This is a genomic window from Streptomyces lunaelactis (assembly GCF_003054555.1).
GTDB classification, from domain to species: domain Bacteria; phylum Actinomycetota; class Actinomycetes; order Streptomycetales; family Streptomycetaceae; genus Streptomyces; species Streptomyces lunaelactis.
Window position 1 is genome coordinate 3036060 of the sequence record NZ_CP026304.1, and the last position, 26642, is coordinate 3062701.

The window sequence follows — 26642 nt, forward strand, 5'->3', positions numbered from 1 at the left end:
GAACGTGGCTGGTTGTTCGACCGTCTCGCGTGACCGGTCGCTGCGATTGGCTGTCCTTCAATTACGTTCGGTCATCGTCATCGAGCCGCCAGGGGCTGCCTCCGGGTGTTCGGCGAGCCATCGCAAGGCGTTGAGGACGGCTTGGGTCTGGCGCTCCTGCAGCGCGTCGCCGTCTGGTCCGTCGACGGTGCGGTAGCTGAAAAACACGACGGGGTCAGGGCCCCATCGTCCGCCGCCCGGTGGCGGCGGGGGCGAGGCGTTGTCCGTGTCGGTCATGGTGTCGATGATCGCAACCGTGCAGGGTCGGGCTCGGGCAGGCGTTCGTCCCAGACCGCGGCCCAGGCGAGGGCGTCGCGGAGCCCGTCGGTGAGGGTTCGCTCGGCGCGCCAGCCGAGCAGTCGGGCTGCCCTGTCCGTACGGGTGAACGCGCCCGGTGCGTCGCCGGGGCGGGGCGGTGCCACGACGGACGTGATGGGGGTGTCGGCGACCTGATTGAAGGCGGCCAGTAGTTCGAAGACTGTGGTGCCGGTGCCGGTGCCGAGGTTGATCACGGTGGAGCGTGCTCCGGAAGGCATCGCCCGGTCGTAGTGGCGGAGGGCCGCGACGTGGGCCGCGGCCAGGTCCCATACGTGGAGGTAGTCGCGGATGCCGGAGCCGTCGCGGGTCGGGAAGCCGTCGCCCGCGATCCGGAAGGGCGACCCGGTTTCGTACGCCTCGATCAGTTTTCCTACGACCTGGCGCGTTCTCGGGAGCTGGGTTCCGGTGCGCAACTGCGGGTCGGCGCCGAGGGGGTTGAAGTAGCGCAGGGAGAGGGTGCGGAGTGGGGTCACTGTTGAGATGTCCCGCATGATGTCTTCGCAGATCGCCTTGGAACGCGCGTACGGGCTCTTCGGGTCGACGGTGGACTCCTCGTCGACGGTGAAGTCGTCGCCTGCGCGGTAGACCGAGGCGGAGGAGCTGAAGATCAGCCGCTCGCAACCGTTGTGCAGGAGGTGGGAGAGGAATTCGAGGGTTTTGGTGACGTTGGAACGGTAGTAGCCGACGGGGTCGTTGACCGAGTCGGGGACGACGATGAGTGCCGCGCAGTGAATTACCGCGTGGATGTCGGGGTGGTCGGCGTATATGCGGTCGACGAGTTCGCCGTCGGCGATGTCACCTTCGTAGAAGATGCGGCCGGTGGTGAATTCGCGCCGTCCGGTCACCAGGTTGTCGAGGACGACGGGGGTGATTCCGGAATCGAGGCAGTACGACGCGACGCTGCTGCCGATATAGCCGGCGCCGCCCGAGATCAGGACCTTCATGTGACCGCCCTTCATTGCGTGTTCAGGAGGTTGGTATGCCGGCGGCGGAGCTCACCGACAGGCGTACCAGGGGGTGGAGGACGTACGTGGCGCCGGTACGGCGGCCGGGTCTGCGGATTTGCAGCATTCCGGCGTCGACCAGTGCCTCCAGCAGCCGTTCGGCCTCCGCGCGGGGTACGACGAGTGCCGTGGCGGCGCCCTCGGTGTCGACCTCCGGGGCGGCGAGCAGGGCGAGGCGGTCCAGGGCCGCGGCCGTGTCGGGGGCCAGGTTGTTGCGGGCCGACAGCAGGCGCGCCCCGACGTCGAGATTGCCGAAGCGCAGTACGTCGAGGCGTCGGCCGGGGTCCGCGAGGCGGTGGGCGAGCAACTCCGGTTGCCAGTAGGCCCGGCAGGCAATGCGGGTGCCCACGACGCGGATGGCCAGCGGGAGGCCGGCGCAGTGTGCGAGTACGGCGCGGGCCTCTTCCTCCACGCCTGCGATACGGGCCTCACCCGCGGTCGCCGCGAGGAGTTCCAGTGCCGCGCTCTCGCCCAGTGGCTCCAGCACGGTGATGCGGGCTCCGGCGACGGAGGGCAGCGGCGTCCGCGAGGTCACCATCACCGCGGACTCCGGGGTGTTGGGGAGGAGCGGCGCGAGCTGCGTGTCTCCGGCCACGTCGTCTAGGAGTACGAGCAGTCGGCGGCCGGCGAGGGCCTGGCGGTAGCGGCTGGTCAGGGCGGTCAGGCCGAGCCCTGAGAGCTCCCGGTCGGGGTGGCCGAGGGCGCGGAGCAGCACCGTGAGCACCTCGTCGGGGGGCCTGGTGCTGCCGTCCTCGGCGCGCAGGCGGGCGAACAGCTGGCCGTCCGGGAAGTGGCCCCGGGCGGCGTGGGCCGCGCGTACCGCAAGGGCTGTTTTGCCCACGCCCGGCATGCCCAGGATCACGGTGCGCCTTGGCCGCCAGGCACCTGCGACCGGGTTCCGGTCGCAGGTCAACTCCTCGTGGATCAGGGCGTGCTGGACCTCGCGTCCGGTGAAGTCCGCGATGTCGGGGGGCAGCATCAGCGGCACGGCTGCTGCCGTCCGGGTGTCCGCGCCGCGGACCCGGTCGTCGAGCACGGACTGGTACACCGCGTTGAGGGTCTCGCCGGGGTCGACGCCCAGCTCCTCGACAAGGAGGCGGCGCCCCTGTTCGTACAGGCGCAGGGACTCGCCCTTGCGGCCGGTGCCCGCCAGTGCGGTCATCAGCTGTCCGCGCAGGCGCTCGCGCAGCGGGAACTCGCGGACCAAGCCGGTCAGTTCGGCGACGAGCTGCTGGTGCGTGCCGCGTTCGAGGTCTGCGTCGATCCGGTTTTCGAGTGTGGTCAGGCGGCTCTCCACGAGGCGGGGCGCCTCCGCGTCCGCGAGCTGCTCCGTCACGTTGGCGAGAGGCGTCCCGTGCCACTGGGAGAGGGCCTCGCGCAGCAGCAGGCTTGCCGTGCCCGCGTCACCCTCGGCCAGCGCCTCGCAGCCCGCGGTGTTCACCCGTTCGTACGCGTCGACGTCGAGGGAACTCCCGCCGATGTCAAGGGCGTAGCCGGGAGACACCCGGGTGAGGGACACCGGGTCGCCCAATAGCCGGCGGATCCGGGAGACATGGGTGTAGAGCTGGGCGCTCACCGTTGCGGGCGGATCCCATCCCCACAGCAAAAGGCTGAGTTTCCGGTCCGACACCACTTCGCCGCGAGCGAGCAACAATGCTGCGAGCACTGTCCGTTGCTTTACTCCGGACAAATGAATACGTCGTCCTTCGTGACGCGCCTCGACCCGGCCGAGAATTCGGAATTCCATGAAGCCCCCCGTCCCTATTCATGCCTCCCTGCTTTTCGAATCACGGTGGAAGCTAACACGGACAACTGCCGGGCCGGGGCCGCCGATTCCGCATTTCCCGACCGTGGGGCGAACTTCTGGGCGTCGTACGGCAGTTGGCCGCGCCGACGGACTGGCCCCGGGGGGGCTCGGGTTGTCCCGCTGGCGGGACAACGGGATGCCGTATGGATGCCGTCCGGGCATGGACCGGGTGCTCGACCAAGGGGAATCATCTGTTCGAGTGGGCCGTTGACGCAGTGGCCTACCGCCACGGTCCAGGTCCGCCCACGCACGTCCCGCACCACCGCAAACCATCCACGGGGGAATCGGCATGTCGGATTCACGACAGCGCATGCACACCACTTCACAGAGACCCGCTTCACCTGCCCAGCAAACGCCTGCCCAGCAAACACCTGTTGCCGAGGGCACGGCCCTTCAGCTGCCGCCCTCCATTCCCCTGGAGGAGTGGCAGGACATCGGCAGGAAGATCTTCGGCGCTGCCGACTCCACCTCCTGGTGGCTGGGCGACTGGCTGGCGTACGGGCGTTCCACCTACCCGGACCGCTACCGGCGGGCGGTGGAGGAGACGCTGCTCGACTACCAGACGCTCCGCAACTACGCCTGGGTCTCCCGGCGTTACGCACCACGCCGGCGCAGGGCCACGCTGAGCTTCCAGCACCACGCGGAGCTGGCCAGCCTGCCCGAGGCCGAGCAGGAGTACTGGATGGACCGGGCCGAGCGGCTCAACTGGTCCAAGAGCTTCCTGCGCAACCGGGTCAGGGCTGCCCGGCAGGGCGAGGAGCCCGCAGCCGTCGAGGCCCGGGTGGACATCCATCTGAACCTGCCGCAGGAGCGGCGGACGCGCTGGAGCCAGGCGGCTTCGGCTGCCGAACAGGACCTCCAGTCCTGGGCGATGTCCATGCTCGACGACGCCGCAGCACACATCCTGCGCCAGGACGAGGCCGCGTAAAGCATTTCGGCATTTCACCGGAAGCCGACAGTCGATATCCGTTCCATTGCTCCGGTGGCGAATCGGGCGTTACGGTCGGAGATGAATCGGCGACGAAGGAGCCCTGGAAACTCATGTCGGAAATTGAGACGAAGACAATCAGCGACCCGCTTTTCATCGAGGAGTTCACGGAGCTGATCCGCAGGACGGCAGCCACCATTTGTGCCGAGCAGCCCGACATTCCGGAGCCCGAGGAACTGCGCGACCTGGATTCCTTCTCCATGGTCCAGGTGGTGCTCGACCTGGAGAACTCGCTCGACGTCAAGGTCCTCGAAGAGCTGGAGGGCTTCGACGGGCGGACGTTCCGTGAGCTCGCCGAGCTCATCGAGGAGCTCGCGGACCGCAAGGACGCGTCCGCCGCACTCACCGCCGCCGTGAAGGAGCGCCTCGCGGGGGATGGCTCATGAGCGACGGCAGCGCTGCGGACGGCTCGTACCTGGTGGTCGTCAACGACGAGCAGCAGTACTCGATCTGGTGGGCGGAACGTACGCTTCCGGACGGCTGGTACGCAGAGGGGGGCCGGGGCAGCCGCGAGGAGTGCCTGGCCCGTATCGACGAGGTGTGGACCGACATGCGCCCGCTCAGCCTGCGCCGGCGGATGGAATCCGCGGGGGTCTGAAGCAGGGTGTAAAACAGGAAGTGATGCGTGCTCCCGATTGGGCGGAGCACGCATCACTTTTTGTGCTTGAGCCTCTATTCTTCGGCATATGAATTCATCGCACATAGCAATGTTCAGCGTGGGGACGCACGGCCATGTCCAGCCGAACATCGAGGTAATTCGGGAGCTCGTCGACCGGGGCCATCGCGTCACGTATTCCATTCCCGAGGCATTCGCCGAACTCGTCGCATCGACCGGCGCGGAACCCAGGATCTACACCTCCTCGCTTCCGCCGCGCGACGAACCGGGCGCCTGGGGCACCGACATGCTCGACCATCTGCGGCAGTTCCTCGCGGATTCCGGCCGGGTGCTCCCGCAACTCCTGCGCGCGTACGAGCACGACCGGCCCGATCTGATCCTGTACGACCCGGTGGCCTACGCGGCGCGTGTCCTGGCCGATCGCTGGCAGGTGCCCGATGTGCAGCTCAGCCCGACCGCCGTGGGCTGGGACGGTGACGTGGACGTTGAGGAGAGCGCGGCCGATCGCTGGCTGGCCGTCAACCAGTTGGGGCTCGGCCGGCAGCGCGGTGCGCGCCGCCCACGGCGTTGCATCGCGCTGATCTCGAAGTCGCTCCAGCCGCACCCCGACCTGGTGGACAGTTCCGTCTACGACTTCACCGGGCCGTGCCGCGGTAGGAGCACCCGGCACGGCGACTGGCAGCGGCCGGCGGACGCGGAGCGGGTCGTGCTCATCTCCCTCGGCACGATCTACACCCATGCCCCCGAGTTCTACCGGGAGTGCCTGGCCGCCTTCGGCGATCTGCCGGGCTGGCACGTGGTGCTCCAGGTCGGCAAGAGCCTCGACACCGATGCGCTCGGCCCCATACCAGAGAACGTCGAACTGTGCGAGTGGTTCCCCCAGTTGAGGGTGCTGGAGCAGACCGATGCCTTCATCACCCATGCGGGTGCCTCCAGTGCGCACGACGGACTTGCCTGCGGGGTGCCGATGGTCGCCGTACCTCAGGCCGCCGACCAGTTCACGAATGCCAGGATGCTGGAGCGGCTGGGGGTCGCCCGTCGTCTGACGAAGGAAGAGGCCACCGCGCAGACCCTGCGCAAAACGGTGCTCGAACTGCTCGACGACCCGAGCACTGCCGAGCAATGCGCCCTGGCCCGGCGGGAGATGGCGGCCGAGGGGGGCACCCGGCGGGCCGCCGACCTCATCGAGGCGGAGCTGCCCGGCCGCTGACAGACGCAGCCTTTCCACCGCCGGGCCCGAGCCGCCGCGCCGTTCACCGCAGCGCGGCGGCTGCCATGTTCTCCAGCTCGGGTACGAGGTCGCCGGCGTGCGGCATGGCGAGGATTTCCGAGCGCAGGTCCTTCGCCCGGTCTCGGAACGTCCGCTCGTCCAGTAGCCGTTGGAGGCTCTCTCGGACGATCTGGCCGGTGGCCTTCGCGGAGTGCGTGGTGAGCCCGGCGCCCTGTGCGGCGAGCCGCTCGGACAGCATCGGCTGGTCGACGTCCCAGGGCAGCGCGAGCTGCGGCACTCCGTAGAACGCCGCCGTCGACAGTGTGCCGACGCCCGCGTGGTGGATGACGGCCGAGCAGGTCGGCAGCAGGGCCTGCATGGGGACGTACGACACCAGGCGGGCGTTGTCGGGCACCCGCTTCAGCTTCCGCTGGGCGGCCTCGCCGACGGTTGCCACCAGCTCGATGTCCAGGTCCGCCACCGCTTCGAGGATCTCCTCGACGTCGATGGGGAATCCGATGGCGTGGTCGGTGACCGTGAGCCCCAGGGTGAGGGCCACCCGAGGACGGGTCGGGGGCTCCCACAGCCAGCGCGGTACGACGGCGGGGCCGCCGTACGGGGTGAAGCGCATCGGCCGGTAGTCGAGGCCCGGGGCGTGCACCTGGAGCGAGGGCGGCAGCAGGTCGATGCTGAACTGGCCTGTCACCAGCTCTTCGGTGAACTCGCCGCCGTACTGGCGGGCGTAGCCGCCGAGCCACTCCCCCAGCGGGTCGCTGCCACCGTCGGCGGCATCAGCCGCCAGCCGGTTGAAGTGCGCGCGCGTGACGCCGTACACGTCGGCGCCGACCAGCAGGCGGCAGTGCGCGGCCCCGACCGCCTGGGCCGCTATCGCGCCCGCGTAGGTCATGGGTTCCCAGACGACCAGTTCGGGGCGCCACTGGCGGGCGTACTCGACGAGTGCCGCGGTCAGCGGCGCGTTGGTCATCTTGTGTGTGCTGGCGACCCTCACCCGGTAGCCGTCGCGCAGCGTCTCCAGGTCGATGTCCTCGGGGCTCTTCTCCATCGCGTCGTACGGCGAGAGCAGGCCGGGGGCCTTCCGCGCGCCCTCGTTGTCGAGGCGGCCGTGGACCTGCCACAGGTCCCGGTCGCTGCCCACGGGGACGGCGGTGAGGCCCGCCTGGTTGATGGCGGCGGTCATCTTCGGCTGGCAGGCCACCCGTACGTCGTGGCCTGCGGAGCGCAGCGCCCAGGCCAGCGGGGCCATCAGCAGGAAGTGCGTGCGTTCCGGATAGCAGGTGAACAGAATGCGCATGATTCGATCCTTGGCCTGGTCGGGGGGGAGGTCAGAAATACGGCCTACGCGGTACGGCTGCGCAGCAGTCGCACCGGGAGGCTCTTGATGCCCCAGGTGAAGTTGGAGGAGTTGTAGAGCGCGGGGCCCGTCGCCTCGAAGCCGTCCAGGACGCCGGTCAACGCCCGCAGCAGCGCGGCCAGTTCGAACCGGGCCATATGGGCGCCGAGGCAGAGGTGCCGGCCGTGGCCGAAGGCGATGTGCCGGTTGGGTTTGCGGGCCACCTGGAAGGTGTGCGGGTCGGTGAACAGGTCCTCGTCGCGGTTGGCCGAGATGTTCCACAGCGTGACCCGTTCGCCCTTGGCGATCGGCACCCCGTTGATCTCGGTGTCGCGGGTGACGGTGCGCATGGCGTGCACCCCGGGGGTGGTCCAGCGCAGGATCTCCTCCACCGCCGGGGCGATGCCCTCGGGGCCACGGCCCTGGAGGAGCCGCCACTGGTCGTGGTTGCGGGCGAACTGGTGGATGGCGCCGGCCGCCGAGTAGCGGGTGGTCTCGTTGGCGCCGGAGAGGATTCCGCTCAGGTTGAAGACGATCTCCTCGTCGGTGAGCGGCCGGTGCTCGCCGCCGCCCTCGTCCACCTGGGTGTCGTGGGCGATGTGGCTGATGAGGTCGTCGCCCGGGCGGGCCCTGCGCTCGCTCAGCAGCTCCATGAAGTACAGGAAGATCTCCGAGTTGGCGTTGCTGCGCTCCCGCTCGTCCTCGGACTCGAAGGCGTCCGTGGTGAGTTCGCCGATCCAGGACCAGTCCCTGGTCGGGATGCCCATGAGGGCGCACACCACCCGGTTGGGGAGCTGCTTGGCGATATCGATGAAGTCGAACTCACCGCGTTCCAGGGCCTCTTCGGCCAGTTCCGCGACGACCTTCTCGACCAGTTCCTCGATGTACGGCATGCGCTGCGGGCCGACCGCCTGGTGCAGGGCGCGCTTGAGGCGGGTGTGCTGGGGGGCGTCGGAGACGATGAGCATGCGCTGCGCGACGGCGGCGACGGCCGAGGGGTGGCTGCCCAGGTTCATGCCGGAGGCCGAGCTGAAGGTCTCGGTGTCGGCGTAGACGCGGGTGATGTCCCGGTGCTTGGTGAGCGCCCAGAAGCCTTCGCCTTCGGGTTCCGGGTGGCGGTGCACCGGGTCGTTGGCCCGTAGCCAGGTGAAGGTCTCCCAGAAGTCGCCCCGTGCGAAGGGCGCCGGGTCGAGGAGATCAATATGCATGTCAGGCTCCTGCGTCGATGGCGTTACGTGACTGACGGGCGTCGTCCAGCAGCCCCGCCAGCTGGGCGAGCAGCGGGTCGGGGCGGTGCAGCACCGCGTTGTGGCCGCCGGGGATCCGGTGCCGGTGGAAGGGCCCCTCGGTCACCGCCCGCCAGGCGTCGAGTTCCTCCGGGCGTACGGTCTCGTCGTCGTCGGCGCCCCAGACGTACAGCGGCAGTTGGAGCGGCGGCTGTGCCCGGGGCGTGTAGGTGCGGGAGAGCCCGGCGTCCTTGCGGAGCATCTCGATCATGAGGGTGTGGCTGTCCTCGTCGAAGAGGCCGGGGTCGAGGTCGCCGGTGTCCAGCAGCCGTTCCAGTTCGGCGTCGTCCACCTCTCCCGAGCCCGAGCCCGAGCCCGCGCCCGCGCCGCGCCGTCCGCCGACGCCCCAACTCCCCGGAGCCGGGCAGCCGCTGACGACCAGGGCGTACGGAGTGCCAGTGCTCAGGCGGGCCACTTCGTACCCGAGCAGCCCGCCGAAGCTGTGCCCGTAGACGACCAGGGGCACCCCGGGGCCGACGGCGGTACCAAGCTCGGCGGCGACCGCCTCCACCACCTCCTCGACAGTGTCGGGAAGCGGCTCGTGCCACCTGTCCTCGCGGCCCGGCAGCTGGACGCCGAGCACCCGGGCGGTACCGGACAGGCGTTGCTGCCAGGTACGGAACTGGTGGCAGCCGGCGCCCGCCGGTGGCAGGCAGAGCAGCACGGGGAGCGGGTCCGCACTGCTGTCGCCGGCACTCCCTCCCGTGGGCCAGCCAGTGATCCAGTCGCCCATCCCGGCGCCCTTCCGTACGTCGCACCGCGTGCGCGGTGCGTAGCGCGGTCAGCTTGCGAAGGGGCTCTACCGAATTCCTATCGGTGCCGCGCCGGATTCGTATAGCAGCCGTATGGACCCTCTTTGCACGATGGCTTCTTCCCCTGGCGCCAACCTTGAAGGGCCTGCCCGTGAAGAGCGACAGCACGCACATTCGGAAGATCGTCATTCTCGGTGGCGGCACGGCGGGCTGGATGACCGCCTCCTACCTCGGGAAGGCCCTTCAGGGCACCGTGGACATCACGGTTCTCGAAGCCCCGTCGATTCCGCGCATCGGTGTGGGCGAGGCGACCGTCCCCAACCTCCAGCGCTCGTTCTTCGACTACCTCGGCATCGCCGAGGAGGAGTGGATGCGGGAGTGCAACGCGAGCTTCAAGATGGCCGTGCGCTTCGTCAACTGGCGTACCCCGGGCGCCGGTGAGCCCACTCCCCGCGCCCTCGCCGACGACGGACCCGACCACTTCTACCACCCGTTCGGGCTGCTGCCCGATCACGATCAGACGCCGCTGTCGCACTACTGGTACAAGCGCAAGTACGAGGGCGAGACGACCGAGCCGTTCGACTACGCGTGCTTCCCGGAACCGCCGGTGATGGACGCCATGAAGGCGCCGCGCTCGCTGGACGGAGAGGCCGCCACCCGTTACGCGTGGCACTTCGACGCGCAGCTTGTTGCCGACTTCCTGTCGCGCTTCGCCACCAAGAAGCAGGGCGTCAACCATGTGCAGGACGAGATGGTCCGGGTGGAGCAGGACGAGCGGGGATACGTCACCGCGCTGCACACCAAGGGCGGGCTGGTCCTGGACGCGGATCTGTTCGTGGACTGCTCCGGCTTCCGCGGGCTGCTGATCAACAAGGCGCTCGAAGAGCCGTTCATCGACATGAGCGACCACCTGCTGTGCGACAGCGCGGTGGCCACGCAGATCCCGCACGACGACGAGAAGAACGGCGTGGAGCCGTACACCTCGGCCATCGCCATGTCCTCCGGCTGGTCCTGGAAGATCCCGATGCTGGGCCGGTTCGGCTCCGGCTACGTGTACTCCAGCCAGTTCACCTCCCAGGAGGAGGCGACGGAGGAGTTCTGCAAGATGTGGGGGCTCGACCCGGAGCAGACCGAGTTCAACCACGTCCGCTTCCGCGTCGGCCGCAACCGCCGCGCCTGGGTGAACAACGTGGTGAGCATCGGGCTCTCGTCCTGCTTCCTGGAGCCGCTGGAGTCCACGGGCATCTACTTCACCAGCGCCGCCATCTACCAGCTGGCCAAGCACTTCCCGGACCGCACCTTCAACCAGGGTCTCGTCGACAGCTTCAACCGCGAGATCGAGTTGATGTTCGACGACACCCGGGACTTCCTCCAGGCGCACTTCTACTACGCGCCGCGGACCGACACTCCGTTCTGGCGGGCCAACAAGGAACTTGAGCTCACCCAGAACATCAAGGACAAGATCGCCGCGTACAAGGCGGGGCTGCCGATCAACCCGCCGATCTCCGACGAGTCGACGTACTACGGCAACTTCGAGGCGGAGTTCCGCAACTTCTGGACCAACGGCAGCTACTACTGCATCTTCGCCGGCCTCGGCCTGGAGCCGGACGCGCCGCTGCCGTCCCTCGCCCACAAGCCGGAGTCGGTCGCCGGGGCGCTGCCCCTCTTCAAGCAGGTCAAGGCCCGTCAGAAGGAGCTCGTGGAGTCCCTGCCGAGCGCCTACGACTATCTGCGCCACCTGCACAACTCCTGATACCCCGCGTGCTGGCCGGGGGTGGTCGCACGCTGCGACCGCCCCCCGGCCTGACGTGTCCCCCGACGAAAGACAGGGAAGACAATTGCCGGCGACCTCCGCAACGACCTCTCCCGTCATACCGGCCTCCCCCCTGGGATCCCCCGCCGGATCTCCTGCGGGAGCTCCCGCCCGCACGCTGAACAACGTCCGCCCGATGACGGGTGACGAATACCTCGACTCCCTGCGCGACGGCCGGGAGATCTACATCCAGGGCGAGCGCGTCGCCGACGTCACCGAGCACCCCGCCTTCCGCAACAGCGCGCGCTCCATCGCCCAGCTCTACGACGCGATGCACGCACCGGAGGCCCGGGGCACCCTCGCCGTGCCGACGGACACCGGCAACGGCGGCTTCACCCATCCGTTCTTCAAGACCGCCCGCAGCAAGCGGGACCTGTACACGGCGCGCGACGCGATCGTCTCGTGGCAGCGCCTCGTGTACGGCTGGATGGGCCGGACCCCCGACTACAAGGCGGCGTTCTTCGGCACGCTCGACGCGCACGCCGAGTTCTACGGCCCGTACGCCGACAACGCCCGCCAGTGGTACAAGAAGGCCCAGGAACGGGTCCTCTACTTCAACCACGCGATCGTCAACCCGCCCATCGACCGCGACCGCGCGGCCGACCGGGTCGCCGACGTGTCCGTCCACGTGGAGGAGGAGACCGACGCGGGTCTTGTCGTCAGCGGCGCCAAGGTGGTCGCGACGGGCTCGGCGCTCACCAACGCCAACCTCATCGCGCACATGGGCGCCCCGCTGCGCAAGAAGGAGTACGGCCTCACCTTCACGGTGCCGATGAACAGCCGCGGCCTGAAGCTGATCTGCCGCACCTCCTACGAGATGCAGGCCGCCGCCCTGGGCACCCCGTTCGACCGGCCGCTGTCCAGCCGGCTGGACGAGAACGACGCGATCATCGTTCTCGACCGGGTGCTCGTGCCGTGGGAGAACGTCTTCATGTACGACGCGATGGCGGCCAACTCCTTCGCGTCGAAGTCCGGGTTCCTGGAGCGCTTCACCTTCCACGGGTGTGCGCGCCTGGCCGTCAAGCTGGACTTCATCGCCGGTTGTCTCCTCAAGGCCGTTGAGGCGACGGGCACTTCGGGCTTCCGCGGGGTGCAGGCGCAGGTCGGCGAGGTGCTCAACTGGCGGGACCTCTTCTGGGGTCTCTCCGACTCGATGGCCGCCTCGGCGACGGACTGGTCGAGCGGTTCCGTACAGCCCAATCTGCGGTACGGGCTGGCGTACCGGACGTTCATGGGCGTCGGCTACCCGCGCATCCGCGAGATCATCCAGCAGAGCGTCGGCAGCGGCCTCATCTATCTCAACTCGCATGCCAGCGACTGGAAGAACCCCGAGATCCGTCCGTACCTGGACAAGTATCTGCGGGGTTCGCACGGCATCGAGGCCGTCGACCGGGTGCAGCTGCTCAAGCTGCTCTGGGACGCGGTCGGCAGCGAGTTCGGCGCCCGGCACGAGCTGTACGAGCGCAACTACGGCGGCGACCACGAGGGCATCCGCGTCCAGACCCTGATGGCCTACCAGGCCAACGGGCAGGCCGATGCGCTCAAGGGCTTCGCCGAGCAGTGCATGTCCGAGTACGACCTCGACGGGTGGACCCGTCCCGATCTCTTCCCGCGCCGGGGCTGAGACGTGAGTGAGGGCCGGGAGAGACGCTTCGCCTCTCCCGGCCCTTCGGCGGTTCAGTAGTGCGGTTATGCGGGGTTCAGGCGTGAGCGGTAGGCCCGGCACTGTGCGTACGAGGGCAGGGACCCGTCCCGCTCCCGCTCGGCGAGCGTGGGGGCCTTCGCGTCCTTCTCCGACAGCAGTGGCGTCACGTCCGCCAGCCAGTCGATGCCCAGTGCCGGATCCAGCGGGTCGATGCCGTGCTCCCGGCCCGGGGCGTACCCCTCCGAACACAGGTAGACGACGGTCGCCTCCTCGGTCAGGGCGATGAAGCCGTGCCCCAGCCCCTCGGAGAGGAAGACGGCCCGGTGACTCGTGTCGTCCAGCCGCTTGCTCTCCCACCGGCCGAACGTCGGCGATCCCGCCCGTACGTCGACGACGACGTCCAGCACCGCGCCGCGCACACACTTGATGTACTTCGCCTGGCCCGGCGGTACGTCGGCGAAGTGCACGCCGCGCAGCGCGCCGCGCCGGGATACGGAGAGGTTGGCCTGGGCGAGGTTCAGCTCCTGCCCGGTGGCTTCGCTGAACTCGCCGCTGCGGAACCACTCGTGGAAGTCGCCGCGCTCGTCCGGGAAGACCTTCGGCTCGTGGAGCCATGCGCCTTCTATCGACAGTGGTCGCATGGGGAGGGTGACTCCTCGCGGGTAGTGGGGACTTCGGTCATGCGGGGACATGCGTCATGTTCGTCGTGCTCGGCAGCGCTGCGGCCAGCGCGGTACGCCAGTCCCGTATCGGCTCGATGCCCGCGGCGCGCCAGCGGTCGTGCCCGAGGACGCTGTAGGCGGGCCGGTGCGCGACGGTCGGGTATGCGGCGCTGGTCGTGGGGCGCACCCGGGCCGGGTCGGCGCCGGCCAGCCGGAAGATCTCCTGGGCGAAGGCGCACCAGGTGGTCCGCCCGCCCGAGGTGCCGTGGTAGACGCCTGCGGGGGCGGTGCCGGCGAGTGCCGCACGGCCCAGCAGGACCAGGTGTCCGGCGAGGTCGGCTGCCCACGTGGGCTGCCCCCACTGGTCGTTGACGACGTCCAGTGTCTCGCGCTCGCGCTCCAGCCGGAGCAGGGTGGCCACGAAGTTCTTGCCCCCGGCGCCGTAGAGCCACGCCGTGCGGACCACGTAGCCGGTGTCCGGCAGCGTGGCCCGTACCGCCAGTTCCCCGGCGAGCTTGGTGCGGCCGTACGCGGTCCTGGGTTCCGGCGGGGCGTCCTCGGCGTACGGCAGCCTGCCGTCCCCGCCGAAGACGTAGTCAGTGGACACGTGCAGCAGCAGAGCCCCCGCCGCCCCGCACGCCTGGGCCAGCAGTCCGGCCCCGGTGCCGTTGACCGCGAGGGCCTCCGGTTCCCGGGACTCGGCGTCGTCGACGGCCGTCCAGGCGGCGCAGTTGACGACGACGGCGGGGCGGTGCGTCATGACGTACCCGTGCACGGACGCGCGGTCGGTGAGGTCCAGTTCGTCCCTGCCTGCCGCCAGCGCGGGCACGCCGTCGGCCGCCAGCGCGGCGAGCACGCCACGGCCGAGCATGCCGCGCGCGCCGGTCACCAGCCAGGGGCCGGTCACCGTCTCGGTCACAGCGCGGCCCGCTGCTTCAGCGGCTGCCACCAGTCGCGGTGGTCGCGGTACCACTGCACGGTCCTGGCCAGGCCGTCCTCGACGGAGACGCGGGGCTCGTACCCCAGTTCCTGGCGGATCTTGGTGCAGTCCACGGAGTAGCGGCGGTCGTGGCCCTTGCGGTCCGCGACGTACAGGACGCTGGCGTCCCAGTCCGCGTCGCACTCCTTGAGGAGGAGGCGGGTCAGTTCGTCGTTGGAGAGTTCGGTGCCGCCGCCGATGTTGTACGTCTCGCCCGCGCGGCCCTTGGTGCGCACCAGCTCGATGCCCTGGACGTGGTCGTCGATGTGCAGCCAGTCGCGTACGTTGCCGCCGTCGCCGTACAGCGGCACCTTCTCGCCGTCCAGCAGGTTGGTGACGAACAGCGGGATGAGCTTCTCCGGGAAGTGGTGGTGCCCGTAGTTGTTGGAGCAGCGGGTCAGCCGTACGTCCAGGCCGTGCGTGTGGTGGTACGAGAGCGCCACCAGGTCACCGGCGGCCTTGGAGGACGAGTACGGGGAGCTGGGGCGCAGCGGGTGCGTCTCGGGCCAGGATCCGGAGTCGATGGATCCGTACACCTCGTCGGTGGAGATCTGCACAAACGTCTTGATGCCCGCGCGGTACGCGGCGTCGACGAGGGTGTGGGTGCCGACGACGTTGGTGCGGATGAACTCCGTTCCCCCGTCGATCGAGCGGTCCACGTGGGACTCGGCGGCGAAGTGCACCACCTCGTCGTGCTCCTGGACGAGCCGGGTGACGGTGGCGGTGTCGCAGATGTCGCCCTCGACGAAGGCAAAGCCGGGGTGTGCGCGCACCTCGTCCAGGTTGGCCGGGTTGCCCGCGTAGGTGAGGCTGTCGAGCACCGTCACGGACACGTCGCCGGGGCCGTCGGGGCCGAGCAGTGTGCGCACGTAGTGGGAACCGATGAAGCCGGCGCCGCCGGTCACGAGTATGCGAGTCGTCATGCGTCGTTCTACCTACCTTGCGGGTTACGGAGAATGGGGCGGCGGAGGTCCTGATCAGTGGCGTACGGCGATGGCGGCGAGCAGCAGGCTGTCCTCGGCGAGCCAGCGCCCGCCGAGCACCGAGGGCACGTCGCAGCCGTCGGGTGCGGCCCTGAGCAGGCGGGCGGTGAAGACGGGCGGCGAGCGCTGGATGAGCACCGACGTCTCGTGGAAGCCGAGCCAGTGGCCGGTCAGCGGCGACCACACCTTGTAGACGGCCTCCTTGACGCAGAACAGCAGCCGGTCCCAGCTGACGGTCTGGTCCCAGGAGCGCAGCGCCTCCTGGTGCCGGAGCTCCTCGGGCAGCGCAATCCGCTCCAACATGCCGTCGGGCAGCGGGAGATGGGGTTCGGCGTCGATGCCCAGTGCGCGGACGTCGGCGGCGTTCGCCACGGCGGCGCCCCGGTAGCCGCGGCAGTGCGTCATGCTGCCGACCACGCCCGCCGGCCACAGCGGTGCGCCCATGTCCCCCGGCAGCAGCGGGAACGGGGGCAGGCCGAGGCTCCGGCCCGCCCGGCGGGCGCAGTGCCGCACGGTGGCGAACTCGGCCCGCCGCCCCGCGCGGAAGGTGACGGCGAGGCCGCGCTCCGCAGGGTGGAGCTGTGCCTCCGGCAGGTCGGCGTAGGACTCTGCGACGGCGACACCGGACGGCAGGACGCGGGAGAGCACGGGGTCAGGCCCGGCCCGGTGCGAGTGCTTCGACGTGCTTGACGGGATCGCCGCCGGCGACGGGAAGCAGCGTGATCAGCGGGGTGTTGAGCCCGGCCGCGTGGTACGAGGCGAGGCGGGCGCGGCACTCCTCCGGGGAGCCGTGCACGATGAGTTCGTCGATGACCGCGTCCGGGATGGCCTGCCCGGCCCGCCACCAGTGTTCGCCCGCCTCGCGCGAGCGGTGCATGGCGGCGAGCGCCTCCGACCGGCCGAGCCAGTCCTGGAACTTGCGGTAGGCGGGCACGTTCAGATAGGTGCCGATCAGCATCCGGCCCACGGAGCGGGCCTCGGCGGCGTCCTCGGTGGGGCACACGAAGATCGGGGCGACGAGTTCGGGTTCCGTACCGATCACGGCCCTGATCTTCGGTACGTCGCCGGGCGCCACCCAGTTGGTGATCGCCCCGTCCGCCTCGGCGGCGGCGAGCCGCAGCATCCCCGGCCGCAGCGCGGCGAGCAGCACCGGCGGCGGTACCGCCGGGGGGCGGTCGAGCTTGAACCCCTGCACCGAGAACGTCGGGTAGTCCTCGGTCACCGCCTTACCGGTGAAGGCGGTCCGCAGGAAGCGCAGGGTGTCGCGCGTCCTGCCGAACGGCTCGCGGTGCTCGATGGCGTTCCACTTCTCCACGATGGTCGGGGAGGAGGCGCCGACGCCGAGGACGAACCGGCCGGGGGCGCTGTCGGCGACCGTCGCCGCGGTCATCGCCAGGAGTCCGGGACCACGGGTGAACACCGGGACGATGGCGGTGCCGAGCCGCAGCCCGTCCGACCACTGCGAGGCCAGCACCAGGGGCGTGAACGCGTCGGTGCCCGCGGTCTCGGCGGTCCAGACATCGGTGTAGCCCAGGTCGGGCAGCCTGCGTACGAGCGACTGGTGTTCCAGCAGCGGTACGCCGGGCAGCGGGAGGATGATCCCCCAACGGTTCATCACGTGGTCTCCGGTTTCCTCTGGTTCTCCCCTTCTTCCCCGATGTCTCAGGAGCCATCGGTGAGCAGGGTGTCGGCGTGGGAGCGCAGCAGCTCGGCGGCGCGGCGCACCTCGATCGCCATGGGGCGGTCGGCCTCCAACGCCGGGGAGATCTCGGCGAGTTGGGCCCACACGCCGGTGGCCTGGCCGGCGCGTCCGGTGATGGCGGCGAGCTGGGCGGTGGCGAGCGCGAGGGAACCCACGGTCAGCCAGGCCAGTTCCAGTGCCTCGCCGACGCCGTTGGCGCTGTTGAGGGCCATCGGCACGTGGTCCTGGTTCCAGCCGTTGGTCGGCAGCATCGTCAGGGACGCCGGGGTGACGAGCTGGCGGATGCGGGAGATGAAGGAGGTGGCGCTGATCTGCACACCGGCAAGACCGGCGCCGCGGCCGGCCCGGGGGGTGAGCATGATGGGCAGGTCGCCGTTGGTGGTGGGGTTGAGTACGACGCCGAGCTGACGCTCCGCCAGGAAGGCGGCGCTGTGCAGGGCGAGGCCGGTCTGCTCGGAGGCGAAGCCGACGGGCATGGCGTGGAAGTTGCCGCCGTGCAGCACCTTGCCCTCGTAGGTCAGCGGGTTGTCGGTGCAGCCCTCCGACTCCCGGGTCAGTACGTCGCCCGCCATGTCGAGCTGGTCGAGTACGGCGCCGAGCACCTGGGGGGCACAGCGCAGGCTGTACGGCTCCTGGAGCGGGCGGCGCTCCTCCCTGGCGTGACCGGCGGGCAGTTCGGCCCGCAGCCAGCGGGCCACCTTGAGCTGGCCGACCTGGCCGCGGGCCTGGCCGACGCCCTCCTCGAAGTGCTCCGGGTTCCCGCCGAGCAGATCGGTGAGCCGGGCGGTGAGGGAGCTGATCGCGCGCACCAGGCGGACGGCGGAGCGCTGGTTGAGGAGCGAGACGGCGAGGCAGACGCCCGTGCCGTTGACAAATGCGAGGGCCTCGCGGACCGGCCACTCCAGGGGCTCGGAGCCCAGTCCTGCGAGCACCTCGCGGGCCGGGGCGAGGGACCACTGGCCGCCCTCGCCGCGTACCCACGCCTCGCCGTGGCCCGCGAACGCGAGGGCCGCGTGCGCCAGCGGCTGGAGGTCGCCGCTCGCGCTGACCGTGCCGTCGCGCGGGATCGCCGGGGTGAAGCCAGCGTTCCACAGGTCGGCCAGCCGCTGCCAGAACTCGGGCGAGACCGCCGAGAAGCCCTTGCGCATGCTGTTGAGCCGCAGCCAGACGACCAGGCGGCCGGCCTCGGGGTCGAGCGGCCTGCCCTGGGCCGTACCGAGGTGGGATATGAGCGAATTGCCCTGCTCGTCCTCGGAGTCCGCCTCGAAGGTGACCAGCGGGCCGAAGCCCAGGGTCAGGCCGTAGACCGGCCGGCCGCTCGCCAGGTGGCTGTCGATCGTGGCCGCGCTCGTCTGCATCCGGGCGATGTCGGCGTCGTCGAGGGGGCTGATCTTCTCCGGCAGCGGCTCGTTGATCAGTGTCACGATTCTCTCCTGGGCTGTGTGACTGGCTCTGTGACGGGGGTCTTCTGGTGGTGCAGGAGCTTGCCGGTCTTGGACCGGTTGATGCGGGGCACCTTGTGCACCTTCCGGGGGCGCACGCCCAGCAGGGCGGGCACCTCGGACAGGTCGGTACCGGGTGTTGATACGACGTGGAGGTCGATCTGCTCGCCGGTCATCGGGTCGCCGACCGCGACGAGCGCGAGGTCCTCGCAGTCGATCGCGGTACGCAGTACGTGTTCGGTCTCGTCGAGGTTGATGCGGCGCCCGTTCACCTTGACCAGGCGGCCGACGCGGCCGACGAGGCGGAAGGTGCGGGCGTCCACGGGCTCGACGAGGTCGCCGGTGCGCCAGTCGGCGGGGCGGGGCTGTCCTGGCTGGTGGCCGAGGCGGGGGCTGCGGATGACCAACTCCGCCGCGGATTCGGTGTCTTGGGCGGTCCCGGCGGAGGGGGACTCCGTACCGTACGAAACGTCAGGGAAGAGGGTCCAGGCGGGCGGCTCGCCGCCGCTCCAGCGACGGGTGGCGATACCGCCCGTCTCCGTGGAGCCGAGCAGTTCGACGAGGGTCACCCGGCCGGAGCCCGCCTGCTCCAGGAGTGTGTGGGCGTCGCCGGGCAGCATGGCGCTGCTGTAGAGGACGGTGAGGTGGCCCAGGGAACGTACCCAGTCGATGTTCCGCAGCAGCAGCGAGAAGATCCACGGGGTGGCCACCACCACTGTGTGGCCGTGGCCGACCTCCGGCATCGCTCCCACGTAGCTCTTGCGGTACCAGACGGGCACACCCAGCCTGGCGGGCATGAGGTACGTCGCCAGCGCGCCGTAGACGTGCAGCGGCGGCGCGAAGGCGACCACGGCGCCCGGCGGCCCGTGCACGCCCGCGGAGACGAACCCCGCGAGCATCCCGGCCTCCGACCAGGCGTACTCGCGGGTGCGCTGCCAGCAGCGGCTGGGGCCGGTGCTGCCCGAGGTGTGGAACTCCACCTCGGGCGGCAGCGCGGCCAGCACCTCGGACGCGTCGGGCGCGTCCGGTGCGTCCCACCTCACGTGCCATGCCGTGTCGTTGATCTCCGGTGCGGCGTGTCCCGCACCGAGCAGTTCCTTCGGCGTCAGCTCCTGGAAACCCATACGTACTCCGTGTTCGGTCAGGCGATGGTCTGCGCGACCTGCATGAGGTACTGGCCGTACTCGGAATTCCGCATGCGGGTGCCGAGTTCGTAGCAGTGGTCCGCGTCGATGTATCCCATGCGCAGGGCGATTTCTTCGACGCAGGCCACCCGGACGCCCTGGCGCTTCTCGATGACGTGCACATATTGGCTGGCGTCGAGGAGCGATTCATGGGTGCCGGCGTCGAGCCAGGTGTGGCCGCGTCCCAGCCGGATCAGCCGGGCCCTGCCGTTTTTCAGATAGACCTGGTTGACGTCCGTGATCTCCAACTCGCCGCGTTCCGACGGAGTCAGGTCGCGGGCAATCTCCACCACGTCGGACTCGTAGAAGTAAAGCCCTGTGATCGCGTTGTCGGAACGCGGCTTCAGCGGCTTTTCCTCCAGGGAGACCAGATTTCCCTGGGCGTCCGTCTCGCCGATTCCGTACCGCTCGGGGTCGGACACCGGATAGCCGAAGAGCGTGCACCCGTCGAGCTCGTCGCGGGCCGTGCGCAGGATCTTCGGGAAGCCGGCGCCGTGGAAGACGTTGTCGCCGAGGATCAGCGCCACCGGGCTGTCGCCGATGTGGTCGGCCCCGATGACGAACGACTCAGCTATGCCGCGCGGTTCGTCCTGAACCGCGTACGTGATGTCGAGGCCCAGGTGCGCCCCGTCCTTGAGGAGGGCGCGCAGCGCCACGATGCTCTCGGGCGTCGAGATCACCAGGATCTCCCGGATCCCGGCCAGCATCAGCACCGAGAGCGGGTGATAGATCATCGGTTTGTCGTAGACCGCGAGCAATTGCTTCGAAGTCGTCAGGGTGGACGGGTACATGCGGGTACCCCTGCCACCGGCAAGAACAATTCCCTTCACGTTCTCCCCGTTCGTTCGTCAATGGAGCGGTATTCAGCGAGTGTGGCAGCCCCGTCATCGACGGCGGAAGGCATGTTTCCCGAGTCCTGTGTCCCGCTGGCGGGACAGGAATCCGAGGTGCGGGAGATTCTGCGGATTGACGTGGATTGACCATGAAACAGCGGCTCGCTAGCGTCGAAAGAGGCTAAGTCCCCTTGCGTGCACGCGGAATTGACAAACTCATTCCCTTTTCCCGGCTATCACGAGAAGGCATGTGAACATGACGGACACCACTTCCTCCCCGCCGCTCGTCGAATCGGCACTCGTCGAATCGACTGTGTCGCTCACCGGCGCGCAGCACGACCAGGTGCGCGCGGTGGCCGACGAACTCGCCCGCACCGCGGGCGGCCTCATCGACGGCCCCGGCTGGCTGACCGCGGCACGTGCCGCTTCCCAGCGGCTGCCCCGCGAACTGCGGCAGGAATTGCGGGAGTTCAGGCACGACGCGGGCCCCGATGGGCTGCTGCTGATCCGTAACCTGCCTGTCGAGGACGACCTGCCCAGCACGCCCGTACGTCCGGGGTCCGTGCGGCGGACGGCGACGGTCGCGAGTTCGGCCGTCACCGCCGTGATGCTTCAGCTCGGCGAGGTGATCGCCTTCCGGAGCGAGAAGTCCGGCGCCCTGGTCCAGGACGTCGTACCGGTACCGGGGCACGAGAAGCAGCAGAGCAACGCCGGCTCGGTCGCCCTGCACATGCACACCGAGAACGCCTTCCACCCCAACCGCCCGCACTACGTGGGGCTGATGTGTGTACGGGCCGACCCGACGGGCGACGCACGGCTGTGCACCTCGTCGGTGCGGCGGGCGCTGCCGCTGCTGACCTCGGAGGCCCGCCGGGTGCTGTCCGAGGACCGCTTCATGACGGAGCCGCCGCCGTCGTTCGGTGACCTCGGCGGGGTCACTCCGGTCCACCCGGTGCTGCGCGGCGACCCGGCGGACCCCGATGTGACCGTCGACTTCGCCGCCACGCACCCGCTCGACGACGGGGCCCGCCGGGCCATGGAGGAGCTGCGCGAGATCTTCGAACGGATCGCCCACCCACACGACTTGGGCGCCGGTGACCTGGCCGTGGTCGACAACAGGCTGACTGTGCACGGCCGGACGTCGTTCACCCCGCGCTTCGACGGCACCGACCGCTGGCTGCACCGGGTGTACGCCGCCCTGGACCGCCGGCGGATACGCCCCGACTCGGAGGGCGGCGGGGCCGTACTGCGCTGATCAGCGACTGGCGACGGCGGGCGGCCCGTGGGACAACTCCCCACAGGCCGCCCGTCGTTCAGTTATGCAACTCCCCCTCGGCACCACTCCAGTACCGCCATCGCGCTGTGCATCTTGTTCTCGGCCTGCGCGAACGCGATACTCCGCGGCCCGTCCAGGACCTCGGCGGTCACCTCGTCGCCCCGGTGGGCGGGCAGGTCGTGCAGGAACACCGCGTCCGGGCTGGTCTCCCACAGCCGGGCCCCGACCTGGAACGGGGCGAACCGCTCCCGCCAGTCGGCGTCCGGCTTCGTCGTGCCGGTGGTCTGCCAGCGCGTCGTGTAGATGGCGTCCACGTCGCGTGGCAGGTCGTCCAGGTCGTGCGACTCGCGTACGGAGGCCCCGCAGCGCGCCGCGTGCTTCGACGCCGACTCCAGTACGTCGGCCGCCAGCCCGTACCCGCGCGGTGTGCGCAACTCCAGCTCCACACCGGGGTAGCGGCTCAGCGCCAGGGCGAGGGCGACGGCCGTGTTGTTGCCCTCGCCCAGGTACAGGACGCGCAGCCCCTTCACCCGCCCGAACTGCCCCAGCAGCGTGACCAGGTCGGCGATGGCCTGGGTGGGGTGTTCCTCGGCGCTCATCGCGTTGATCACCGACATGCGGTCCTGGCGCGCCCAGGCCCGCATCTCCGCCTGGGGTCCCGCCGTCCTGGCGACCAGCACGTCGAGCATCCGCGAGAACACCCGGCCGGTGTCCTCGCTGGTCTCCCCGGTGTTGGTCTGGAGGTCGCCGGGGCCGTACGCCACGATTGAGGCGCCGAGCCGCTGCGCGCCGGCGGAGAACGCCGTACGGGTACGGGTGGACGTCTTGGCGAAGTAGATGCCCGCCACACAGCCGTCCAGGGGGCGTTCGGCCCCGGCGGCGCGGTCGGCGAACTCGGCGCCGCGTTCGGCGACCGCGTGCAGTTCTTCGTCGGTGAGGTCGTCCAGCGAGATGAAGTGGCGGACGGAGGACCGGCTCACGGAGGCCTGGCTTTCGGAAGATTCCCGCATGGTGATCAGCTTTCCTTCGCGGTGTCGTGGGCTGCGGCGAGCGCTGCCACGGTGGAGTGCCGCAGGATCGTGCTCAGATCCAGCGCCAGGCCGGCCGACCGGGAGGCGGCCAGCACGGACAGCGAAAGCAGCGAGTCGCCGCCCAGGTCGCGGAACCGGTCGTGGACACCGACCCGTTGGAGGCCGAGCACCTGCTTCCACACCTCGGCGAGGCGGCGCTCGGTCGTGGTGCGCGGCGCGGTGTACGCGGGGGACGTGCCCCCGGCGGGGCGCTCGGCGCTGTCCCGGGCCATGGCCCGGCGGTCGTACTTGCCGTTCTCGGTCAGCGGCAGTGCCGTGACGATCCGGTACGTGGCGGGGACCAGCGGCTCGGGCAGCACCTCACGCAGCGCCCTGCGCAGCGCCGTACCCGTCACGCCCACAGCCCCCTCGGCCGGTACCACCCACACCGCGGTCGTGCTGCCGCCCACGTCGCGGGGCACGGCGACGACGAGCGCCTCGCGCACCCTCGGGTCGGCCAGCAGCGCGGCCTCGGTCTCGGCGGGCTCGACCCGGTGGCCGCGCACCTTGAGCTGCCGGTCGGTGCGCCCCGCGAACTCCAGCTCGCCGCCCGGCAGTACGCGTGCCAGGTCGCCGGTGCGGTAGAGCCGGGAGCCGGGCGGACCGTACGGGTCGGGCAGGAACCGTTCCGCGGTGTGCCCAGGACGCCGGGCGTAGCCGCGGGCGAGCCCGGGGCCGCCGATGTGGACCTCGCCGACGGCGCCGTCGGGGACCGGCGACAGGTGTTCGTCCAGGACCCGCAGCGTCGTGCCGGGCAGCGCCCGCCCCATCGGCACCAGGTCGCGCACGGCGAGGCCGTCGGTGCGGTAGGCGGAGGCCGCCACCGTCGCCTCGGTCGGCCCGTACTCGGCCACCAGCCGCAGTGTCCGCCCGGCCGCTGCCACCCGTACGGCGACCCGCTCGGCCTGCGACGAGGGCAGCGCCTCGCCGGCGCTGACCAACAGCGGTGCCAGCGCGGCGAGTTCCTTGTCGTCGAGCTGTTCCTCCAGCAGTGCCAGGTGGCCCGGCGTCAGTCCCACGAAGGCGTACGGAGCCCCGGCGGACAGCAGTTCGCCGAACTCGGCCGGCTCGCAGCGCTGCGGCAGCAGGTGTACGGTCCGCCCGGTCAGCAGCGGTCCGAAGAGGGCGGGTACGCCCAGGTCGGCGCCGACCGAGGTGAAGAACGGCGCACCTCCAGACGGCTCCGTGAAGTAGTTGCCCACCGCCCAGTCCAGGTAGTGGCCGAGCGCCCGGTGGCTGACCGCGACGCCCTTGGGCCGCCCGGTGGATCCGGAGGTGTGCAGTACGTAGGCGAGCCGGTCCTGGTCGTCGAGCCGCACGGGCGGCGTACAGGGCAGTGCCCGCTGCGCCTCGTGCTCCCCGGGGGCGTCCACGACGAGCGCCGTGAAGGGTGCGACGCGTCGCCGGTACCCGGTGTCGGTGACGACGATCCGGCAGTCCGCACCGCCCAGCAGGGTGTGCAGCTGCGCGTCGGGCGTGCACGGGTCGACGGGAACGTAGGCGGCGCCGGACTTCCAGACGGCGAGCAGCGCGACGACGAGGGCCGGGCTGCGGTCGAGCAGGACGCCGACGCAGGCCTCGGGTCCGGCGCCCAGCGTTTGCAGGCGCCGGGCGAGCCGGTTGGCGCGGGCGTCGAGTTCGGCGTACGTGAGCTGGGCGGCGCCCATGACGACGGCGGTCGACCCGGGGGTGCGACGGACCTGTTCCTCGAAGGCCGCGAGGGTGTCGAGCGGCCGGGGCGTGCCGGGGTGTGCGAGCACGTCGATGCCGCGTTCACCGGCCTCCGGGTAGCCGAGGGTGGCGTCCCCTTCGGGTCCGGTGGCCGCCATGTCGGCGAGCACCGCGCGGTAGAGGCGGGCCAGGCGCTGCGCCCGGTCCCTGTCCAGGACGCGGGTGCGGGAGGCGATGCTGAGCAGGCCGGTGGTGGGCGTACCGACGACGAGGGGGAACTCGTTGGGGCTGACGTCGCGGGATGCGGCGCTGTCCACGAGACCCGCGTCGACCTGGTAGAAGTCCAGGTAGTGGAACAGCACGTCCACCAGGTGGCGTTCGCCGCCCTCCTGCCGCATCGCGGGCATCGGGAAGCGCCGGTGCGGCCACAGGCCGACCTCGGTGTCGAAGACCTGGCGGGCCAGGTCGCCCCAGGTGCGGGCGGTCCGCTCGTACGGGAAGGGCACCGAGTTGAGGTACATCCCGGAGACCCGGTCGGCGCCCCGCACCTCGGGGCGGGCGTCGATGACCATGCCGCCGCGGAAGGTGCGCTGCCGGGTGAGCAGGCTGAGCACCTTGCTGTGGGCGGCGTGCAGCACGCTCTTGTACGGGACTTCGGTGCGGGTGGCGAGGGCGCGCAGGCCGGGCTCCAGGTCGTACAGGGGGATGTCGATGCGGTAGCGGCCGTCCGACTCCTCCTGTTCCTCCCGCTCGCCCGCCCAGCCGGGCGGCACCCGGAACTTCTCGTGGGCGTCGACGAGGGTGCGCCAGTAGGTCCGGTCCTCGGTGCTGCCCAGGGAGCGGAGTTCGGCGGCGATGAAGTCGGCGTAGCGCAGGGCGAGTCGGGGCGGTGCGGGGTCGGGTTCCTGGCCGTCCCGGATTCGCCGGTAGGCGTTCAGCATCTCCATGAGCTGGTTGTGGTAGCTCCAGCCCTCGATGGCCGGGTGGCCCTCGGTGATGGACAGCCACCAGCCCTCGTCGTCCAGTACGTGGGTGGCCATCCGCATCAGCGGTGCGCGGCCCACGTCAAGCAGTCGCATCCGGTCGCGGTCGGCGAACTCGGTGAGCGCGGGCCAGCGTTGGGGCTCCGGGAGGTGGCGCAGGTCGTCGTGGAGGCAGGGCATGGAGGCCGCCGCGTGGACGATCTGGAGCGGCCGGGAGTAGCCGGTGAACACGAAGGAGGTGCGCATCACCTCGTGCCGTGCGACCACCAGGTCGGCGGCCTGCTGGAAGGCGGCCGGGTCGAAGGGCAGGTCGTCGCGTATCCGGAAGGAGGTGATGTTGTGGTAGCGGTGCTCAGCGTCGGAGTACATCTCGATGAACATGCCCGCCTGGGTCCGCGAGAGCGGATAGGCGTCGACGGCGTCCGCCGGGAGCGCGTCCCGGTCCCACTCCGAGATGAGCGCGAACGGCTCGACGGGGGTGAACCGTTCGCCGCCGCCGCCCCCGCCCCGGCTCAGCACCCGGCACAGGCCGGCCACGGTGCGATGCTCGAAGATGTCGCGCACCGCGACGGGCAGCCCCTTCTCGCGGAGCGCACCGGCGAGCGCGACGGCGCGCATGGAGTCGCCGCCCAGGTCGAAGAAGTTGTCGTGCACACCGACCCGGTCCAGGCCCAGCACCCCACACCAGACGGCGGCCATCGCCCGCTCCTCGTCGGTGCTCGGCGCGATGTGTTCGCCGACGGCGGCGGCGTCCCGTCCGGGCACCGGCAGCGCCGCACGGTCGAGCTTGCCGTTCGCGGTCAGTGGCAGGGCGTCGAGCGTGACGAAGGCGGAGGGGATCATGTAGTCGGGCAGTACGGTCTCCAGGCGCTCGCGGAGCAGTTCGGGCGCGAGCGGGTCCGCATCCCCTTCCTCCCCCGTCCCTTGGCCGGGCACCAGATACGCGACCAGCCGCCGGTCGCCCCGCGAGTCCTCCCGTACGAGCGCCACCGCCTCGCCGACACCCGGCAGCGCGATGAGCGCGGTCT

Annotated in this window: 23 protein-coding genes; 7 read left to right on the forward strand and 16 right to left on the reverse strand. The window is 70.3% G+C overall.

The window, feature by feature from the left end; genetic code table 11:
- Positions 1–57 precede the first annotated feature (57 nt).
- Genes SLUN_RS39440 through SLUN_RS13715 form a run of 3 tightly spaced genes read right to left on the reverse strand, consistent with a single transcriptional unit; the run spans position 58 to position 3108 of the window.
- Positions 58–276: a hypothetical protein gene (locus SLUN_RS39440; RefSeq protein ID WP_159100245.1), complete on the reverse strand. Its 219-nt coding sequence runs from the start codon at positions 274–276 to the stop codon at positions 58–60.
- Positions 273–1301 carry a UDP-glucose 4-epimerase GalE gene (galE, locus tag SLUN_RS13710; protein WP_108148757.1) on the reverse strand — a complete coding sequence of 343 codons (1029 nt, stop codon included), beginning with the start codon at positions 1299–1301 and terminating at the stop codon, positions 273–275. The genes SLUN_RS39440 and galE overlap by 4 nt, the downstream gene beginning before the upstream one ends.
- Positions 1302–1323: 22 nt before the next feature.
- Entirely contained in the window at positions 1324–3108 is a 1785-nt protein-coding gene (locus SLUN_RS13715; RefSeq protein WP_108148758.1) for an AfsR/SARP family transcriptional regulator, read from the reverse strand.
- Between the two features lie 349 nt (positions 3109–3457).
- Between SLUN_RS13715 and SLUN_RS13720 the strand changes: the two genes are divergently transcribed.
- The 4 genes from SLUN_RS13720 (at position 3458) to SLUN_RS13735 (ending at position 5982) form a co-directional block, all read left to right on the forward strand.
- Entirely contained in the window at positions 3458–4096 is a 639-nt protein-coding gene (locus SLUN_RS13720) for an LmbU family transcriptional regulator (protein WP_217505185.1), read from the forward strand.
- 113 nt (positions 4097–4209) lie between these two features.
- Positions 4210–4542 carry a hypothetical protein gene (locus tag SLUN_RS13725; RefSeq protein ID WP_108148759.1) on the forward strand — a complete coding sequence of 111 codons (333 nt, stop codon included), beginning with the start codon at positions 4210–4212 and terminating at the stop codon, positions 4540–4542.
- Positions 4539–4754, forward strand: a complete 216-nt coding sequence (locus SLUN_RS13730) for an MbtH family protein (protein ID WP_108148760.1) — start codon at positions 4539–4541, stop codon at positions 4752–4754. The genes SLUN_RS13725 and SLUN_RS13730 overlap by 4 nt, the downstream gene beginning before the upstream one ends.
- 88 nt (positions 4755–4842) lie before the next feature.
- Entirely contained in the window at positions 4843–5982 is a 1140-nt protein-coding gene (locus SLUN_RS13735) for a macrolide family glycosyltransferase (protein WP_108148761.1), read from the forward strand.
- Between the two features lie 43 nt (positions 5983–6025).
- On the opposite strand, the gene SLUN_RS13740 is transcribed toward SLUN_RS13735, so the two are convergent.
- Genes SLUN_RS13740 through SLUN_RS13750 form a run of 3 tightly spaced genes read right to left on the reverse strand, consistent with a single transcriptional unit; the run spans position 6026 to position 9352 of the window.
- Complete coding sequence (locus SLUN_RS13740; RefSeq protein ID WP_108148762.1) at positions 6026–7294, reverse strand: activator-dependent family glycosyltransferase; 1269 nt, start codon at positions 7292–7294, stop codon at positions 6026–6028.
- Positions 7295–7338: 44 nt separating this feature from the next.
- Positions 7339–8541: a cytochrome P450 gene (locus tag SLUN_RS13745; RefSeq protein WP_108148763.1), complete on the reverse strand. Its 1203-nt coding sequence runs from the start codon at positions 8539–8541 to the stop codon at positions 7339–7341.
- Between the two features lies 1 nt (position 8542).
- The gene (locus SLUN_RS13750) at positions 8543–9352 is read right to left on the reverse strand and encodes a thioesterase II family protein (RefSeq protein WP_108148764.1); all 810 of its coding nucleotides are present in this window, start codon (positions 9350–9352) and stop codon (positions 8543–8545) included.
- Positions 9353–9522: 170 nt separating this feature from the next.
- Between SLUN_RS13750 and SLUN_RS13755 the strand changes: the two genes are divergently transcribed.
- Positions 9523–11124 carry a tryptophan halogenase family protein gene (locus tag SLUN_RS13755; protein ID WP_257153720.1) on the forward strand — a complete coding sequence of 534 codons (1602 nt, stop codon included), beginning with the start codon at positions 9523–9525 and terminating at the stop codon, positions 11122–11124.
- A 196-nt stretch (positions 11125–11320) separates the two neighbouring features.
- Complete coding sequence (locus SLUN_RS13760) at positions 11321–12808, forward strand: 4-hydroxyphenylacetate 3-hydroxylase N-terminal domain-containing protein (protein WP_108148765.1); 1488 nt, start codon at positions 11321–11323, stop codon at positions 12806–12808.
- 65 nt (positions 12809–12873) lie between these two features.
- Here the strand turns inward: SLUN_RS13760 and rfbC are convergent, their stop codons facing one another.
- Genes rfbC through rfbA form a run of 8 tightly spaced genes read right to left on the reverse strand, consistent with a single transcriptional unit; the run spans position 12874 to position 20611 of the window.
- Complete coding sequence (gene rfbC / locus SLUN_RS13765; protein ID WP_108148766.1) at positions 12874–13470, reverse strand: dTDP-4-dehydrorhamnose 3,5-epimerase; 597 nt, start codon at positions 13468–13470, stop codon at positions 12874–12876.
- Between the two features lie 37 nt (positions 13471–13507).
- Positions 13508–14410, reverse strand: a complete 903-nt coding sequence (rfbD, locus tag SLUN_RS13770) for a dTDP-4-dehydrorhamnose reductase (protein ID WP_257153721.1) — start codon at positions 14408–14410, stop codon at positions 13508–13510.
- On the reverse strand, positions 14407–15393 hold the full coding sequence (gene rfbB / locus SLUN_RS13775; RefSeq protein ID WP_108148767.1) for a dTDP-glucose 4,6-dehydratase: 987 nt from the start codon (positions 15391–15393) through the stop codon (positions 14407–14409). The genes rfbD and rfbB overlap by 4 nt, the downstream gene beginning before the upstream one ends.
- Before the next feature lie 54 nt (positions 15394–15447).
- On the reverse strand, positions 15448–16101 hold the full coding sequence (locus tag SLUN_RS13780) for a 4'-phosphopantetheinyl transferase family protein (protein ID WP_108148768.1): 654 nt from the start codon (positions 16099–16101) through the stop codon (positions 15448–15450).
- A 4-nt stretch (positions 16102–16105) separates the two neighbouring features.
- Positions 16106–17068 carry an LLM class F420-dependent oxidoreductase gene (locus SLUN_RS13785; RefSeq protein WP_108148769.1) on the reverse strand — a complete coding sequence of 321 codons (963 nt, stop codon included), beginning with the start codon at positions 17066–17068 and terminating at the stop codon, positions 16106–16108.
- Positions 17069–17115: 47 nt separating this feature from the next.
- Positions 17116–18579 carry an aromatic amino acid ammonia-lyase gene (locus SLUN_RS13790; protein WP_218929495.1) on the reverse strand — a complete coding sequence of 488 codons (1464 nt, stop codon included), beginning with the start codon at positions 18577–18579 and terminating at the stop codon, positions 17116–17118.
- The gene (locus tag SLUN_RS13795) at positions 18576–19721 is read right to left on the reverse strand and encodes an AMP-binding protein (RefSeq protein ID WP_108148770.1); all 1146 of its coding nucleotides are present in this window, start codon (positions 19719–19721) and stop codon (positions 18576–18578) included. The genes SLUN_RS13790 and SLUN_RS13795 overlap by 4 nt, the downstream gene beginning before the upstream one ends.
- 17 nt (positions 19722–19738) lie before the next feature.
- Positions 19739–20611 carry a glucose-1-phosphate thymidylyltransferase RfbA gene (rfbA, locus tag SLUN_RS13800; RefSeq protein WP_108148771.1) on the reverse strand — a complete coding sequence of 291 codons (873 nt, stop codon included), beginning with the start codon at positions 20609–20611 and terminating at the stop codon, positions 19739–19741.
- A gap of 259 nt (positions 20612–20870) precedes the next feature.
- Between rfbA and SLUN_RS13805 the strand changes: the two genes are divergently transcribed.
- A complete protein-coding gene (locus SLUN_RS13805) occupies positions 20871–21869 on the forward strand; it encodes a TauD/TfdA family dioxygenase (protein ID WP_108154728.1) in 999 nt (332 codons plus the stop codon).
- 62 nt (positions 21870–21931) lie between these two features.
- Here the strand turns inward: SLUN_RS13805 and SLUN_RS13810 are convergent, their stop codons facing one another.
- Together SLUN_RS13810 and SLUN_RS42590 are read right to left on the reverse strand one after the other, a co-directional pair.
- Complete coding sequence (locus SLUN_RS13810; RefSeq protein ID WP_108148772.1) at positions 21932–22900, reverse strand: ornithine carbamoyltransferase; 969 nt, start codon at positions 22898–22900, stop codon at positions 21932–21934.
- Between the two features lie 5 nt (positions 22901–22905).
- Complete coding sequence (locus SLUN_RS42590; protein ID WP_442759042.1) at positions 22906–26604, reverse strand: non-ribosomal peptide synthetase; 3699 nt, start codon at positions 26602–26604, stop codon at positions 22906–22908.
- Between the last annotated feature and the right edge of the window lie 38 nt (positions 26605–26642).